11 protein-coding genes are annotated in these 15,320 nt (G+C 69.5%); 7 read left to right on the top strand and 4 right to left on the bottom strand.

Annotated elements, in window-relative coordinates; genetic code table 11:
• Window positions 1–126: 126 nt before the first annotated feature.
• Window positions 127–822, bottom strand: a complete 696-nt coding sequence (locus ABT352_RS06060) for a class I SAM-dependent methyltransferase (RefSeq protein ID WP_350942866.1) — start codon at window positions 820–822, stop codon at window positions 127–129.
• 204 nt (window positions 823–1,026) lie between these two features.
• On the opposite strand from ABT352_RS06060, the gene ABT352_RS06055 reads away from it, so the two are divergent.
• Window positions 1,027–1,623 carry a GNAT family N-acetyltransferase gene (locus ABT352_RS06055; protein ID WP_350942865.1) on the top strand — a complete coding sequence of 199 codons (597 nt, stop codon included), beginning with the start codon at window positions 1,027–1,029 and terminating at the stop codon, window positions 1,621–1,623.
• Window positions 1,624–1,837: 214 nt separating this feature from the next.
• Here the strand turns inward: ABT352_RS06055 and ABT352_RS06050 are convergent, their stop codons facing one another.
• From ABT352_RS06050 to ABT352_RS06040, 3 genes are read right to left on the bottom strand one after another with little or no spacing between them, the layout of a single operon-like run.
• The gene (locus ABT352_RS06050) at window positions 1,838–2,566 is read right to left on the bottom strand and encodes a sulfotransferase-like domain-containing protein (RefSeq protein ID WP_350942864.1); all 729 of its coding nucleotides are present in this window, start codon (window positions 2,564–2,566) and stop codon (window positions 1,838–1,840) included.
• A complete protein-coding gene (locus ABT352_RS06045) occupies window positions 2,563–3,546 on the bottom strand; it encodes an aldo/keto reductase (RefSeq protein ID WP_350942863.1) in 984 nt (327 codons plus the stop codon). Before ABT352_RS06045 ends, ABT352_RS06050 begins: the two co-directional genes overlap by 4 nt.
• A 55-nt stretch (window positions 3,547–3,601) precedes the next feature.
• The gene (locus tag ABT352_RS06040; RefSeq protein WP_350942862.1) at window positions 3,602–4,762 is read right to left on the bottom strand and encodes an argininosuccinate synthase domain-containing protein; all 1,161 of its coding nucleotides are present in this window, start codon (window positions 4,760–4,762) and stop codon (window positions 3,602–3,604) included.
• A gap of 928 nt (window positions 4,763–5,690) precedes the next feature.
• On the opposite strand from ABT352_RS06040, the gene ABT352_RS06035 reads away from it, so the two are divergent.
• Genes ABT352_RS06035 through ABT352_RS06010 form a run of 6 tightly spaced genes read left to right on the top strand, consistent with a single transcriptional unit; the run spans window position 5,691 to window position 15,279 of the window.
• The gene (locus tag ABT352_RS06035; RefSeq protein ID WP_350942860.1) at window positions 5,691–8,774 is read left to right on the top strand and encodes a non-ribosomal peptide synthetase; all 3,084 of its coding nucleotides are present in this window, start codon (window positions 5,691–5,693) and stop codon (window positions 8,772–8,774) included.
• A 5-nt stretch (window positions 8,775–8,779) separates the two neighbouring features.
• On the top strand, window positions 8,780–8,956 hold the full coding sequence (locus tag ABT352_RS06030; protein ID WP_350942859.1) for an MbtH family protein: 177 nt from the start codon (window positions 8,780–8,782) through the stop codon (window positions 8,954–8,956).
• A gap of 17 nt (window positions 8,957–8,973) precedes the next feature.
• Window positions 8,974–12,267, top strand: a complete 3,294-nt coding sequence (locus ABT352_RS06025; protein WP_350942857.1) for a non-ribosomal peptide synthetase — start codon at window positions 8,974–8,976, stop codon at window positions 12,265–12,267.
• A complete protein-coding gene (locus ABT352_RS06020) occupies window positions 12,267–13,079 on the top strand; it encodes a thioesterase domain-containing protein (protein WP_350942855.1) in 813 nt (270 codons plus the stop codon). The genes ABT352_RS06025 and ABT352_RS06020 overlap by 1 nt, the downstream gene beginning before the upstream one ends.
• Entirely contained in the window at window positions 13,076–14,212 is a 1,137-nt protein-coding gene (locus tag ABT352_RS06015) for an acyl-CoA dehydrogenase family protein (protein WP_350942853.1), read from the top strand. Before ABT352_RS06020 ends, ABT352_RS06015 begins: the two co-directional genes overlap by 4 nt.
• The gene (locus tag ABT352_RS06010) at window positions 14,209–15,279 is read left to right on the top strand and encodes an acyl-CoA dehydrogenase family protein (protein ID WP_350942851.1); all 1,071 of its coding nucleotides are present in this window, start codon (window positions 14,209–14,211) and stop codon (window positions 15,277–15,279) included. The genes ABT352_RS06015 and ABT352_RS06010 overlap by 4 nt, the downstream gene beginning before the upstream one ends.
• The last annotated feature ends 41 nt before the right edge of the window (window positions 15,280–15,320 follow it).

Here is a 15,320-nt window from a genome sequence, read left to right as displayed (position 1 = left end):
TTCCACTCCGGCGCCGGCGGCAGTCTGTGGGCCCTGAACCTTCCGGACAGGCGCTCGTCGCCTTACCGCCCCATGCCGAAAAAACCGCGCCTGTGCGCTCTCGACAGGGGCTCCGTCATCCACACGTCAGGGACGAGTCAGCCTGACGGAGAGAAAGGACGGCGTCCGGTGCAGTTTGTCGTATCTGGCCTCGTCGATCTCTCGCAGGCCGGGTACCGGGCGCGGCTCGACGAGCCGTTCCAGGACGAATCCGGCGGTGAGCAGCTCACCGAGGAACGTCTCCAGCGGCATGCGCTGGTAGCGGATGGAGAACGAGCCGCTCTTGAGGGGAAGATCGACCCAGTCGTCGGCGTAGTACGAGCCGCCGAAGTGGCGCCAGTCGGCCGTCGGATGGGTCGTCGAGACCAGCAGCCACCCGCCGGGCCGCAGCACGCGCCGCAACTCGCCCAGCAGTTGCGCGCGACGAGTGAGGTGGTGGAACACCAGCGCGCACACGGCGCCGTCGAACGACGCGTCGCCGGCGAAGTCCAGCGGCTCCTCCAGGTCGTGCAGCCGCAACTCGGCCCGTTCGCCCACCCGTGCCCGCGCGTGATCCAGCAGCGTGGCGCTACCGTCGACACCGACCACCTCGGCGCCCCGCGCCAGCAGGTCGGCGGTGTAGTGCCCGCCTCCGCAGCCGACGTCGAGGACCCTCGCACCGGCGACGTCACCCGCGAGTTCCAGCATCGCGGGCCGATCGGTGTAGGCGTTGTAGGGGCTGATGTCGGCGTGGCCGGCGAAGTAGTCACCGAGGGCGTCGTGGTACGCGGTCTGCTGAGGCATCGACACATCATGACGACGACGGCCGTTCGTCCGCGAACGAATTTCCGGGACGACACGAGGTCGGCGCCGACGGCCCTCCTCCCTGCGCCCACACCCCACCTATAGTAACCTGTAAAAACGCTATAACAGTTATTCGCATTCGGAGGCGCGCGCCAGGAAACGCTCACGTACGTCAAGCCTTCAACCCCAGTCGGAGGATTCGAGATGACCACCCGTAGCGATCGGAAAGCGTCCGGCCCCCTCACCGCCAAAGAGCTGTCCAAGAAGACCTGGAGCGATTTCGAGACGGTTCTCGGGAGCAACGGAGGTGCCCGCGGGTGCTGGTGCATGCACTGGCGGCTGTCCATCGCGGAGTGGACGGAAGGAAAGGGCGAGGGGAACAAGCAGGCGATGAGTCGTCTCGCCCAGCGTGACCCGGCCCCCGGCGTGGTCGTCTACGAAAACGACACGCCGGTGGCATGGTGCTCGCTCGGGCCGCGTTCGTCGTTCCCTCGGCTGGAGCGCTCGCCGCTCCTCGCGAGCGTCGACGACGAGCCGGTCTGCGCGATCGCGTGCGTCTACGTCCAGAAGAAGCATCGCGGCTCCGGGCTGCTGCCGGCCGTTCTGGAGGCCGTCTGCGACTACGCGGCCTCCGCGGGCTACGAGGTCGCCGAGGGCTATCCGGTCGAGCCTCGCGAAGGGAAACGCGCGGGTGCGGACACGGCGATGACGGGAATGGCGAGCGCCTTCCTCGACGCCGGATTCTCCGAGGTGGCCCGCCCCCGCGACGATCGGCCGATCATGCGACGGAAGCTGGGGTGACGCCCCGCATGATCGGTCGACCGGTGAATCCCTCTCGTGCGTCCGGCGGAGCGGGACGCACGCCCGCGTCGCGACGTACCGGCACGTCACCGCCCCCTGCCACCGGCCGGTAAGCACGTCACCGCCCTCTGCCGCCGGCCGGTAGGACGGTGGCACGCGCTCGCGTCGCGTCACCGCCCCCGGCCCTACCCGGTCACGTCACCGCCCCCCGGCCTTACCCGCAGGTGAGGCGGTGGCGCGCGAGTTCGTCGTAGAACGGTTGGTGATGCTCGGCGACGCGGCGCAGGTGTTCGTTGGTGTCGGGCGTCTCACGCCGCTCGGGCGCCTTGGCGACGAGCCCGCTGCTCTCGGCCACCTCCGCGTGCCACCGGTTCGTACGCTGCCAGTTCGCCTGCTGGCCGGGGTCCCAGCGCATCGCCTCGGGCATGAACTCCAGCCCGACCCGCTCGCAGTACGCCCGGACCGTCGCCTCCGGACTGGCCACCAGGTCGTCGCCGTCGATCACCAGGGGGATCTCGCCGGTCGCCGACCGCACGGCGTCGAAGATGGCGTGCAGGTATTCGAATCCGTACTCCTCCAGGGTGGCCTCGGGGTTGACGGCGTAGTGCGAGGAGATCGCGCTACGCGGTTCCCGGATCATGAAGGTGTTGATCACGTCGCCGAACAGGCGCTCGTCCTCGAACAGCGGGGTGTAGGTGTAGTCGGAGGTGTCCTTGGCGAACACCCGCCGCCCTTCGGCGTTCACCTCGAGCATCGCGTCGAGCAACTCGATCGCCGACGTGGCGCGCCTGCCCGCGAACTCGAAGTGGCCGTCCGTCTGGAGGTACGAGAACGGCTCGTGGGCCACCTCCAGGTCGCCGCGTTCGAGCATGATGCGCAGGAACGCCGTGGACCGGGATCGGGGCACGGCCCACAGCACGATGGGCTTCGACGCGGCGCTCATTGCGACCACGCCGTCGGCCGGCGGTCCCAGCGGTGTTCGCGCAACCGCGCCATCAGCTCCTCACCCAGGGGTTCGGCGTCACTGGCGGCGATGTTGGCGCGTACGTGGGCGGGCTTGCGCATACCCGGGATGACGGTGGTGACGTCGGGGTTCCGCAGGATGAAGCGCAGGGCGAGCTCGGGCATGGTCATGCCCTCGGGCACGATCCGCGCCAGCCGTTCGGCGCGCTCCACGCTCGCGACGAGGTTCTCCGGTACGAAGTAGGTGTTGCGCCAGTCGCCTTCCGGCCAGCGGGTGTCGCGGGTGAGGGTGCCGGTGAGCGTTCCCTCGTCGAAGGGCACCCGTGCGATCACCGCCACGTCCAGCTCACGGCATGCCGGGAAGAGCTCGTCCTCCGGGGCCTGGTCGAAGATGTTGTAGATGACCTGTACCGCGTCGATCAGTCCGGTCTTCAGGGTCTCCAGTACGTTCCAGGGTTCCCAGCGGTTGACGCTGATGCCGACGCCTTTGATCAGCCCGCGTTCCTTCATCTCGATGACGGCGTCCTGCCACGCCGCGTCGTGTGCCCAGGCGTCCTCCCAGACGTGAAACTGGAACAGGTCGACGGACGGGGTGCCCAGCCCTTCGAGGCTGCGGTGCAGACACTCCCAGAGATAGTCCGGCGGGTACACGTCGGACAGCTTGGAGTCTCGGGTGGACGGCCACTCGCGATCCTTCGGCGGGGGTTTGGTCGCGATGCGCAGGCGACGCTCCGGGTGCCTCCGCACCAACTCGCCGAGCATCCTCTCGCTTTCCCCGCGGCCGTAGATCCAGGCGGTGTCGAAGAAGTCGCACCCGAGCCGGACGGCCTCGTCCAACGCGGTGTCGCCCGTCTCGCCGTCGGCGCCGGTCCATCCGCCCTCGCCTCCGGCTATGCCCCACATTCCGTAGCCGACGTCGCCGACCATCCAGCCCAGCCGGCCGAATCGACGCTCACGCATCGCCTCCTCCTTTCATCCAGACGGCTCGTTCATACGGTTCTTTCGGACGGTCCTTTCAGACGGCGACCACCTCGCTCCAGCGGTTGCCGCCCGAGCCGAACCGTGTCTGCTGCACCACGTGACCGGCCACCTTCATCCGCTCGACCCTGACGACGCCGCGGTGGACGGAGAGGGTCACGCTGCCGCCGAGCTCGCCGACGAGCCGGTCGATCGCGTCCCGCGCCGCGCACGCGGCGGGATCGAGCCACCGCGCCTCGTACAGCGCGGCGCCCAGAACGCCTGCCAGCCGGTCGTGGAGTTCGCGGCCGGCCGCGTCGAGGCCGGCCTGCAGGACGCGGGTCCACGCGCGTTCGAGCAGCTCAAGCCCCGGCGCCTCGTAGACGCCCCGGCAGACCGTGCCGATGATGCGCCGTTCGACCACGTCACGGAGCCAGACGCCGTGCCGTGACCCGATCTCGTTGGCCCGCGTCATCCACTCGACCGGGTCAGGCCCGCTGCCGTCGACGTCGGCGACGCGTCCTTCGTGGAAGACGACGGTGACGGTCTCGGGCTCGGCGGAGGTATCCCCCGGCCATCGGCTCCACCGCGGCCGAAGGCGGGTGACCGGCGTTTCCAGGTCTTCCAGCTCGGCCGACTCGTGCGAGATGCCCGCGAGGTTGGCGTCGGTGGACCGGTCGGCGCCGCTGCCGTGGTCGAGGTGCAGCCCGTGCTCGGTGACCGCCGCGAGCATCGCGTCGCGATCGGGGAACCTCTCCAGCGCCCGCGGGCTCGTCCACGGCTCGACGACGGACATCTCCGGGGCGACCTGGGTGCCGTAGCGCGCGAACCGGCGCTGGTCGTTGCCCCCGCCGACACAGCCGTGGACGAACGTCCGGCATCCGTCCGCCCGCATCCTCGGCAGGATCTCGTTGACGAGCACGAAGCGGGACGCGCCGGTCGTGTTCCAGTAACCGCCGTCGTGACGGGCGCCGTACCGCAGCAGGTCCGACGCCATGGAGGCCATCGACGATCGTAAATCCATAACGACGACCTCGTCTCCGAAACTTCGTAGAGAAGAAACGAGTGCGTCCATATTCGTGATATCTGATTGACCGATATCGGCGAGATAGTGCCTCGCCGGAGTGGACGTCTCGCGAAGCCAGACTCCGACGGCGAGGGAGGAGAGCCCTCCCGATTGGAATAATCCGACCCGCGTGTTGTCGTTGACCTGCTCCACAGTCTCCTCCTATATCCCGCCGGGCGAGATGCGACGCGATGATCAATAAGCCGACACTCACCCACACTACCCATGCACGACAATCCCTCACTCCTTGCTGGCCGACGAACTCCGCATCGAATCCCGGCGACCGGAAGCGATCTTTACGGGCGCCCTTACAGGCCATTCAGTTAAGTCGATCAAGAGCGCCGGGAGGTGCCCCGGATTGCCCACCGATAATTTATCGGCCACGATGTCGCATTGATCATTCTTTGATCCTCCGCTGGTCATCGTCCATTTTCGAGCGGATCTGACAGAAAAACGCGATCGGTGGATTAGCGGGCATCGGGTTGGGTACGGACGGACATGCCTTTCACACCCCCTCTGGGCGACGACGTCCTGTCGCACCGGCACCGGAGCCTTTTGTTCCGCATTCCGGGTGGTCGGACCGCACATCCGGAATCAGCGTTTGTGTTGTCACCGATTCGGATGGGGGCGCGAAGCCGTCACGACGAGGAGCACCCGGACGCCCGTCGCCGCTCCACGCGAGCCTGGCGCTCATTTCCCCAGTTCACAGCTACTGTCAGCCGACCGCAGCGACGCCCGAGCTTGCGAACCCGGAGCAGGTGTCCCACTATGGAAGTAACCCGTAAATTAGTTAACGACGGTTACTTAATATTTTGTGCAGCACCTAAACCGACTGGCGTTGGGAGGAAACGCGTGGTCACCGCACGCACGAGCCGTCATGGAACGAATACCTATCGGCTTCGCATATTCGACCGAGAGCCGGGCGGCCGCCAGGCGCGCCGGAAAAACGCGGTGAACACCCCTTCGCCACCCTTGTGACGCTCGCCGAGAATCGGCCACGGCTATCTGAAGCCCACCTATCTGAATAGTGATCGATCTGCCTGACAGAGGACCTGTTGCCAGCCGAGACCATGGAAGCACGATGTCAAGCCATCAGCAGACGCACTTGATTGACGATGCCCGAACCGCCATTCACTTATCACTGGGTCCGCAGCATGCGTTCCCCCGGCAAAGCACAGTTCTCGACCTGTTCCACGAACAGCGGGAGAACGCACCGGACCGTCCCGCGATTCGCTATCGGGACATGACGATGAGCTACGCAGCCCTCGACGCCGCAGCCAATACAACGGCCAATCGACTGATCGGCGACGGCGTACTGACACGACATTTGATACCCGTGCTGATAGCGGAAGGGCGCGAATTCCCGGCCGCGCTCCTCGGAGTGATGAAGACGGGCTCGGCGTTCGTTCCACTGGATCCCTCCTGGCCGATCGACCGGCTCAGGACGATCGTCGCCGAACTGTCGCCACCCGCCGTCCTGGCGTCGCCGGCGACGGTGGAGACAATCACCGAACTGCGATTGTCCATTCCGACGGTGATCGTCGACTGCTCGAAACCTCCGCGTGATCCGGCCGACCTGGAACCGCCGCCCGCCGACCGTGCACCCGGGCCGGAAGACCTGATCTACGGGTTCTACACCTCCGGTTCGACGGGCACGCCCAAGTGCGCGCTCAACCACCACCGCGGCCTGGTCAACAGGTTGACCGCGATGTCGCGCCGGTTCGGCGACGGGGCCGGCCACGTGACGCTGCAGAACAGCCGGTCCACGTTCGACTCCTCGATGTGGCAGGTGCTGTGGCCGCTGACATCGGGTGGGCAGGTCGTACTGCCGGACCGCGACGGGATCCTCGACCTTGAGGAGACCGCGATGACCATCGGCCGCTACGGCGTCACGATGACCGACTTCGTCCCCTCGGTGCTCACGGCGTTCGTCTCCCTGCTGGAGACGCGCGAGGATCTGCGCGCCGCGACGTCGAGCCTGCGCCGCATGCTGATCGGCGGGGAGACGGCCGGTCCCGCCGTGGTGCACCGGCTGCGCGCGCTGCTGCCCGACCTCGAGGTCACCAACACGTTCGGGCCGACGGAGTGTTCGATCGGGTCGGTGTTCCACGACGTCACGGACGCCGACGTCGACCGGATCCCGCTCGGGCGCCCCATCGACAACACCGCCGCGATCGTCCTCGACGAGGATCTCAGGCCCCTCCCGAAGAACACCCCCGGCGAGCTGTACCTCGGCGGCGAGTGCGTCGGAGCGGGCTACCTCAACGATCCCGAGCGCACCGCGCGGGTGCTCGTGACCAACCCGTTCCCGGAGATCCCCGGCGAGAGGCTGTACCGGACGGGCGACCTGGCGCGGGTCGGCGAGGACGGGCTGCTGCACTTCAACGGCCGGCTCGACGAGCAGGTCAAGATCGGTGGGGTACGGGTGGAACTCGGCGACGTCACCTCCGCCCTCGCCGGCCATCCGCTCGTCGGCGACGCGATGGCGGTCGTGCTCGGCGAGGCGCCCGAGGCCACCCTGGTCGGTTGCGTCACGCCCCGCTCACCGGACGAGACACCCTCCGTGGAGGAACTTCGCGCGTACGCGGCGGAGAAACTACCGGCCGAACAGGTCCCGCACCGGATCGTGGTGCTCGACGCGCTCCCGCTCAACCGCAACGGCAAGGCGGACCGCAAGGCGCTGGCCGCGCTCATCGTGGCCGAGACGGCACGGCAGGAAGGCCCGGCCGAACACATCGAGCCGCCGGCCAACCCGATGGAGGAGCTGCTCTGTTCGGCGTGGCGCGAGGTGCTTGAGCGGGAACAGGTCTCGGTGGTCGTCCCCTTCTCCGACTACGGGGGCACCTCGTTGAGCGCCTACCGGCTCACCACCGCCGTCAGCGAGCGGCTGGGCAGGCCGGTGCGGCCCAGGGACCTGCTCGTCGAGTCGACCGTACGCGCACAGGCCGCGCGGCTGGCCGAGGGCGTCGACGACGACAGCGCCGAACTCGCCTACATCAAGCACGACCTGACGTGGCGCCCGCCTCGGACGCTGCTGCTCACCGGCGCGACCGGGTTCATCGGGGCGCACATCTTCGCCGAGTTGCTGACCCGCTCCGACGTCGAGCTGATCTGCCTGGTGCGGAGCCTCGACCCCTCGGAGGGCGCCCGGCGGCTGACCGAGGCCCTCGACCGGTACGGGCTCACGTCCGCCTGGCAGCAGCTACCGGCGGCGATCAAGGCAGGACGGGTCGAGGTCGTTCCCGGCGACCTGGGCAGCGAGCTGCTCGGCCTGCCGCAGTGGCGCTTCGACGCGATCGCGTCGGCCGTCTCCGGTGTCGTCAACGCCGCGGGCGCGGTGAACTTCCTGTTCGGCTATCTGGACCACCGCCCGGCCAACGTGCTCGGCGTGCAGGAGCTCATCAAACTCGCGTCGAGTGGTGCCCGCCTGCACACCCTGTCCACCCTGAGCATCTTCGCCCCCGGCGAGCAGGCCGCCTCCAGCTTCACCGAGGACCAGATCCCGGTGCTGGACCAGGTCGCCGCGGACGGCTACAACAGATCGAAGTACGTCGCGGAGAACCTCCTCGCCGACGCGCACCGCCAGGGCGTCAGCTCGGTGGTGTACCGCCTCGGTGAGGTCTGGCCGCACCGGAAGACAGGCGTGGCCAACCCCGATTCACTCGCGCACAACCTGTTGTACGCGTGCGCGCGCACCGGATGCGTGTTCCCCACGGAGGCCGAGGCCGACGTGACGCCGGTGGACGTGGTCGGCCGGTTCGTGGCGGGCGCCGCGATCGGCGACATCGAGGTGCCCGACGGCGCGATGCACGTGCTGTGGCCGACGAGGCTGCGCTTCGCCGACGCGTTCGACGTGCTCACCGCCCGATGCGGGCTCGACCGGGTCGGCTACGCGCGGTTCCGCGACCGCCTGGAGGCGATCGCCGAGCCCGACGAGCGGCTCGCCGGGCTGCACCTGCTGCTGCCGCCCGCGGCCGCCGGCCGTGACGCGGCGCCGGTCGAGTTCGACCGGATGTTCACCGACTGCTCCCGGCACTTCGACACCCGGCGGTTCGACCGGCACGCGGCCTCGCTCGCGCGGCCGACGGTGGACGGGCTCGGGACGCTCGACCGCTACCTCAGTCAACTAACCGATATTTCCGCCTTCGTACCTCAAGAAAGGTAGGCGTTGTGGAAGAGAAGTTCGCCGTGGTGATCAACCACGAGGAGCAGTACTCGATCTGGCCCGCCGGCCGGGAGATCCCGCCCGGCTGGCGCGAGGCCGGGGTCGAGGGCGACAAGGGCGAGTGCCTGGAACACATCGCGCGGGTGTGGACCGATCTGCGACCGCTGAGCGTGCGACGGTGAAGGAGGAGAAGGAGATCATGGCAAACCCCGAAGAGCGTGACGTCGCCGACATCAGACGCGCCCTGCTGGAGAGGAAGGTCCGCCAGCGTGTGGCGGAGAAGGCCGAACGGGAACGGATCGTCGCCGTCCCGCGCACCGGCAAGATGGCGATCGCCGAGCAGCAGCGATTCCTGTGGTTCCTGCACCAGATGGTCGCGGGCGCACCGGTCTACAACGTGCCGTTCGCGATGCGCCTGCGCGGGCCGCTCGACGTGAACGCCCTGTCCGAGGCGCTGCGCGGGATCGTCGCGCGGCACGAGAGCCTGCGCACCCGGTTCGGCGACGAGCACGGCGTGCCGTTCCAGGTGGTCGACCCGCCGCCGGAGACGTGGGAGCTGCCGGTCGTCGACGGGACCGAGGAGTCCGTCCAGGAATGGATCGACGCCCAGGTGCGCGAGGAGTTCGACCTGCGCAACAGGCCGCCGTACCGGTTCGCCGTACTGCGTCTGGGTCCCGAGGACCACGTGCTGTCCATCGTGTGGCATCACATCGTCATCGACGGATGGTCCTCGCGCCAGTTCGCCGAGGAACTGACCGCCCGCTACACCGATCCGAGCGGCTCGCAGTTCCCCGAGCTGAGCCTCCAGCCCGCCGACTTCGCGGCCTGGCAGCGGCTCTGGCTGCTCAGCGAGGAGCCGGCCAAGCAGATCGACTCCTGGCGTTCCGCCCTGGACGGGATGGAGCCGCTGGAGTGGCGCGGCGACCGGGAGCGTCCGTCGGCGCCCACCGGGGCCGGCCGCATCTACGAGGGCCGCCTGCCCGACGAGCTCGCCCGAGGGATCCGCGACCTGGCCCAGGCGGAGAACGTCTCCCTGCTCGCCCTCACGATGGCCGGATACCAGGTCGTGATCAACCGCTACACCGGCCAGGAGGACATCGCGCTCGGATCGGTCTTCTCCGGACGGACCCGCTCGGAGACCGAACCCATGATGGGGTTCTTCGCCAACACGGTGGCGGTCCGCGGGAACCTCGGGGGCGATCCGGTGTTCCGCGATCTGGTGCACACCACCAACGACACCGTCCTGGACGCGATGGCCCGCCAGGACATGCCGTTCGGCCGGATGATCGAGGAGCTCGGCCCGGAGCGGATCCCGGGACGGAATCCGCTGGTCGCGCACCTGTTCACGCTGCTGCCCGAGTCGATGATCGCGCGCTGGAGCCTGCCCGGCGTGGACGTCGAGATGCTGACCCCGCAGCCGGAGACGACCAGGTTCGACCTCACGTTCCAGATCAACGACCTGCCGGACGGCGGACTGGGCGTGTGGATCGAGTACTCCTCCGAGCTGTTCGACCACGAGCGGGTCGAGCGCCTGGTGGAACACTTCACGACGGTGATGACCGACGCGCTGTCCAGGCCGGACGCCCGGATCGACTCGCTGGACATCATGCCCAACAGCGAGTACCTGCGCGTGCTCACCGAATGGAACCCCGAGCCAGGCGAGCGCGACGAACGCCTGCTGCACGAGCTGGTCGCGGCGCGCGTGGCCGAGGCGCCCGACGCGGTCGCGATGCGTTTCGCCGGAGAGGACCTCACCTACGCGCAGCTGGACGAGCGCGCCAACCGGCTGGCGCACGCGCTCGTCGAGGAGTTCAAGGTGGCGCCGGGGAGCGTGGTCGGGGTGCTGCTCGACCGCGGCTTCGACCTGCCGGCCGCCGAACTCGGCGTGCTCAAGGCGGGCGGGGCGTGGCTGCCGCTCGACCCGCAGTATCCGCCGGAGCGGCTCGCCTACCAGCTCGAAGACGCCGACGTGGCCGCGGTCGTCACGACCTCGGACCTCGTGGACCTGCTGCCCCCGAACGTGGGGCGGATCCCGCTGGACACCGACGCGCTCGACGGCCGGGAGGTCTCGCCGCCCTCGGTGCACGTGGCGCAGGAGGACACCGCCTACGTCATCTACACCTCGGGCTCGACCGGCACCCCCAAGGGAGTGATGGTCCCCCACCGGGCGGTCGCGAACTTCTGCACCACCTTCCGGCGGATGTTCTCGGTGACGCCGGACGACCGGATCCTGCAGTTCTCCAACCCCGCCTTCGACGTGAGCGTCTCGGACGTCTTCTCGACGCTCACCGCCGGCGCGACCATCGTGGGCGCACCGCGCTCGGAGCTGCTCGACCCCGAGACGCTGCAGGCGCTGCTCGCCCGCGAGCGGGTGACGATGGTCGACATCCCCCCGGCCGTGCTCGGGCTGCTCGATCCGTCCGCCCTGGACGACCTGCGGGTGTGCTTCATCGGCATGGAGCCGTTCGGCCCCGACCTGGTCAACAGGTGGCGCAAGCCGGGACGCGAGTTCCACAACGGATACGGCCCGACGGAGGTCACCGTGACGTGCGTGGACTACCTGTGCCCGCCGGAGCCGCTGGACGGACCGCCGCCGATCGGCCGGGCGATGGACAACCAACGCGCCTACGTCCTGGACAAGAGGTTGCGGCCCGTGCCGGTCGGCGTCCCCGGGGAGCTCTACATGGCGGGCGCCGGTCTCGCCGTCGGCTACCTCGGCCGGCCGGACCAGACCGCCGAGAAGTTCCTGCCCGACCCCTTCGCCCCCACACCGGGCGAGCGCATGTACGCCACCGGTGACCTGGCGCGCTGGAACGGCGAAGGCAACCTGGAGTTCCTGGGCCGGGTCGACCGTCAGGTGAAACTGCGCGGGCTGCGCGTGGAGCTCGGCGAGATCGAGCACGCCGTCGAGAGCTTCGAGGGCGTACGGCAGTGCGTCGTGACCGTGCGCGACGCGGGCACGACGTCGGCGTGGCTCGCCGCCTACGTGGTCGGCGAGTTCGAGCCGGACGCGCTGCGCGAACACCTCGCCGGGCGCCTCCCCCTGCACATGGTGCCCACCGACTACGTGCGGCTGGAGCAGCTCCCGCTCACCTCCACGGGGAAGGTGGACCAGACGAAGCTGCCCGACCCTCGCCCCGAGGGCGACGCGGGACAGGTCGAGCTGACCACCGAGACCCAGCGCCGGCTCGCCGAGATCTGGCAGAGCCTGCTGAGCCTCGACCCCGGGAGCGTCGGCGCGCAGGACAACTTCTTCGTCCTCGGCGGCAACTCGCTGCAGGTCACCCAGATGATCTCGCGGGTACGCGACGCCTTCCAGGTGACGCTCGACCCGCGACGGCTGTTCAGCTACCCGCTGCTCAGCCAGTTCGCCGCCCAGGTCGACGACGCGCAGCGCGCGCTGCTCGGCGACGACGAGGTGGCACAGCTGGAGGCTCAGGTCGCCGATCTGTCCGAGGAGGAACTCGACCGGCTGCTGAAAGAGTCGAGCTGATGGGCGGTTCGCGTCCCTCCACCCTGGAGGAGAAACGAGACGCGCTGCTGAGGCTCCGGCTCCGGCGCAAACGGGAGGAGGCCCTCTCCCTGCGGAGGGCCCCCTCCGCCCCGGCGGAGGGGCGGCCGCCCGCGTCTCCGCTGGTGCCGCTCAGTCGCGGGGGCACGAAACCACCGCTGTTCCTCGTACACGCGGCGGGCGGATCGGTGGCGCCCTACGTCACCCTCGCCGCGCTGCTCGGCGACGACCGGCCCGTCTACGCGCTGGAGGACCCGGGCCTGCACGGCGGCGTGACCGAGGGGCGGCGGCTGTCCGACCTCGCGGCCACCTACCTCGCCGCGGTCCGCGAGGTCCGGCCCGACGGGCCGCTGCACCTGGGCGGCTGGTCGGTCGGCGGAGCGGTGGCGCTCGACATGGCGCGCCAGGACGGCGACGTCGCGGTGACGTTCGCGCTCGACACCGCCCTCCCCGAGGAACCGTCCCATCCCTGCGACGACGAACTGCGGGCGTGGTTCGCCGCCGACGTCGCGGAGATGGGCGCGGAACCGGACACCACCGAGATGGCCGAACGATTCCCGGTGTTCGCCGCGAACGTACGCGGACTCCTGACGTTCCGTCCCACCCGGGTGGGCGGCCGGGTGGTGCTGCTGTGCGCCGAGGACGCCGACCCGGACAAGCTCGACGGCTGGCGTGCCTACGCCGACGAGATCCAGGTGGTGCGCGGCGACCACTACACCATGCTCCAACCAGCACACGTCGAAGCCCTGGCGGACGTGATGCGCGACAGATTAAGCGAGGTGAGTGTCCGATGATGCCGGCCTTCACGCCAGAGCAGGACGGCTTCCGGCAAGAGGTCTGCGGGCTGTTGTGCGAGGACGCGGTGAGCGCGGAGATCGCACAGTCCCGGCGGATGCCGTACGGGCAGGAGAGCGGCCTGCTCGACGTGCATCGGCGGCTGGGCAAGCTCGGCCGGCTCGCGATCAACTGGCCGGAACGGTACGGCGGATCGGGCGCCACGATCGTGGAGAAGGCGATCCTCACCGAGGAGATGATCCGCCACGGCGTCCCCGAGAACGTGCACTCGCTCGGCGTCGACATCGTCGGGAACGCCATCCACCTGTTCGGCACGCCGGAGCAGAAGGACCGGTTCCTGCCTGGCCTGGCGCGCGGCGAGATCACGGCCAACGTGCTGTTCAGCGAGCCCGACGTCGGCTCCGACCTCGCGTCGCTGACCACGCGCGCCGAGCCGGACGGCGACGGCTGGCGCCTGTACGGGCGGAAGATCTACAACATGAAGGCGCAGCACAGCGAGTTCGCGCTGTGCGCGGCCCGTACGTCGACCGGCCCGGTGAACTTCTCGGGGATCACGCTCTTCCTGGTACCGCTGCAGAGCGTGGGCACGGTCATCGAGCCGGTGTGGAACCTGTCCGAGGAGCGGTTCGACCTGGTGACGCTCGACGGGATCCGGCTCGGGCCCGAGGACGTGCTCGGCGACGTCGACGACGGGTGGCAGGTGCTGGGCAAGGTGCTCCCCCTGGAGCGCACCGGGCTGGACCACTCGGCCAAGGCCGAGCGCACCCTGTCCGCGCTGCGCGAGCACGCGCCGCCCGGCTGCGAGGAGCGGCTGGTCCAGCTCGAAACCCGGGTGCGCGCGGCCCGCCTGCTGGCCTGGCGGTGCATAACCAACCTGCACGAGGGACGGCCCGACGAGGTCCACTCGGCGACCGCCAAGTGGTACACGTCGGAGACGGCCAAGGAGGTGTCGCTGGCGGCGGTCGAACTGCTCGGACCACGGGCGCTGCTGGACGCACGCGACCCCGAGGCCATCGCCGAGGGTGTCTTCGACGCCGCGTTCCGCGAGGCTCCGGGACTCACGCTCGCCCAGGGCTCCTCGGAGATCATGCTCTTCTTCGTCGCCACATCGAAATTGGGGTTGCCGTCATGACCACAGTGGAGACCAGAGCGGAGAGCACGGCGTTCGCCGACTTCTTCGACGGAGATCTGGCGCCGCTGGTGCGGCGGATGACCGATCGGCCTCGCCCGGCGGGTGGGGAGACCGACGACGACAACCGCGAAACCCGCGCGATGGTGTGGGAGGGGCTGGTCGGGCTCGGCGCGCTGCACACCTCGGACACCGTACGGCTCGCCGAACTGCTCGGGTCGGTGCTGTACCAGGGGCCGCTGCTCGACACGCTCACCGCGCGGGAGCTGTTCCCCGACGACATCGGCGAAGAACCGGTGGCGCTCGCGGTCGCGGCCGAGCCATGGTCCGACCAGGACGGTGCGATCTCCGCGCGGCGGGCCTTCGTCGGGTTCGCGGCGGAGGTCGACCACTTCGTCGTGGGCGAGGTCGGCGTGGGTGGAGCCGACGTGAACGGAGCCGGCGTCGGCCAAGCCGACGCGGATGGAACCGACGCGGGCCGAGCCGACACGAACGGAGCCGACGCGGGCGGCGCCGACACCACCGGGCCGCGCCTCGCGCTCGTGCGTGCCGGCCATCCGTCCATCACGATGCGGCGCCACGAGGAGACGAGCCGGGGCGAGACGTACCGGGTCGAGTTCGAGGGCACGCCCGCGGTGGCCCGGGCCGACTCCTCCGCCGCGTGGGAGGCGGCGCTCGCCAACGCGCGGGTGCGCCAGGCGGCGTATCTGGTGGGCCTCGCCCAGGCGGCGCTCGACCACGCCGTCGACCACGCCAGGACACGCCGCCAGTTCGGCCGGCCGATCGGCAGGTTCCAGGCCCTGTCCTTCCGGCTCAGCGAGCTGTCGATGCACATCGACGCGACGCGCCTGCTGGTGCACGACCGCGACGCGGCCTCGCACGCGGCGGCCAACCTCGCGGCGGCCTCGGACCTGGCCCGTACGGTCACGACGCGGACCATGCAGATCCACGGTGCCGCGGGCATGCGGTCCGACAACGACGCGCAGCTGTACTACAGGTGGGCGGCGGCCGAATCGGTACGGTTCGGCACACCGTCCCGGCTGCGGCGCGAAAGCCGGGACACACGATGACGGAGGCCGCGGCGGCCGGGAGGCCGTTCCGCACCCGCGGA

The sequence above is a fragment of the Streptosporangium sp. NPDC000563 genome, assembly GCF_040299985.1.
Taxonomy (GTDB): domain Bacteria; phylum Actinomycetota; class Actinomycetes; order Streptosporangiales; family Streptosporangiaceae; genus Streptosporangium.
This window is presented reverse-complemented; position numbering and strand designations above follow the sequence as displayed.